The organism is Streptomyces calidiresistens (assembly GCF_014141525.1).
GTDB lineage: Bacteria > Actinomycetota > Actinomycetes > Streptomycetales > Streptomycetaceae > Streptomyces > Streptomyces calidiresistens.
In genome coordinates, this window is sequence record NZ_VKHS01001368.1 from 1 (window position 1) to 810 (window position 810).

The window sequence follows — 810 nt, forward strand, 5'->3', positions numbered from 1 at the left end:
GGGGAGAACCGGGGGAGGGGGTGGTGTCCGGCACCACGGAACCGTCGGGTGTCCCGCCCCGTCGTGGCCCCGACGATCCCCGACGGGCAGGATGGAGAACATGACCCTGGGAATGATGATCTACGCGATATGCGGCGTGCTGACCGCGGCGGGCGGCTGGTGGTCGCTGCGCCTGTTCCGCCGGCGGCGGCGCGGCGCGGCCCTGCGCACCCTGGCCGTGGCGCTGCTGCCGATGGGCCTGGCCATGACGGGGGTGATCCGCTTCGTGGTGAACATGACGGTGAACCCGATCGCCTGGGCCGGGTTCGGCCTGATCGGCCTGTCGGTGCTGCTGACCCTGGTGTCCCGGTGGACCCGCGACGCGGCGCCGGGCGCCGTGCCCGGGGACGCCGCGACGGCCCCCGCCGCCTCGACCCCCGCCCGCCGCGAGGACCGCCCGGCGCTGCCCGGGAACGCGGGGGCACCGAGCGCCCCGGCGGCCGGTCGAAAGGGCCCGAGCAGGAACGATGCCGCGGAGGACTTTTCCGATATCGAAGCGATCTTGAAGAAGCACGGAATCTGAGACATAAACGATCACCCGGGACACCGGGCTGCGCGGCACCCCCTGCCTGCGTCATCATCCCCGCGAGATGGCGCACAACATCCGGGAGCAGGCTCCCGACACAGTGGTACCGGCCGGCCCCGGCGGCTCCCGGGGCGGCTCCCGCCCCGGTGTCCCCCGGGGCGACATTCGGGACGCCGCCCCGGGCGCGGTTCCCGCGCGGGTGGTCCCCGGCCCCCGTCCGGCGGGGGACCGTCCGGTCCCCGACC

At 74.9% G+C, this 810-nt stretch carries 1 protein-coding gene and 1 pseudogene; both read left to right on the top strand.

The window, feature by feature from the left end:
- Positions 1-100: 100 nt before the first annotated feature.
- A complete protein-coding gene (locus tag FOE67_RS27350; protein ID WP_228474361.1) occupies positions 101-562 on the top strand; it encodes a hypothetical protein in 462 nt (153 codons plus the stop codon).
- Positions 563-629: 67 nt separating this feature from the next.
- Positions 630-810, top strand: a pseudogene (locus FOE67_RS27355) (hypothetical protein); the annotation flags it as partial.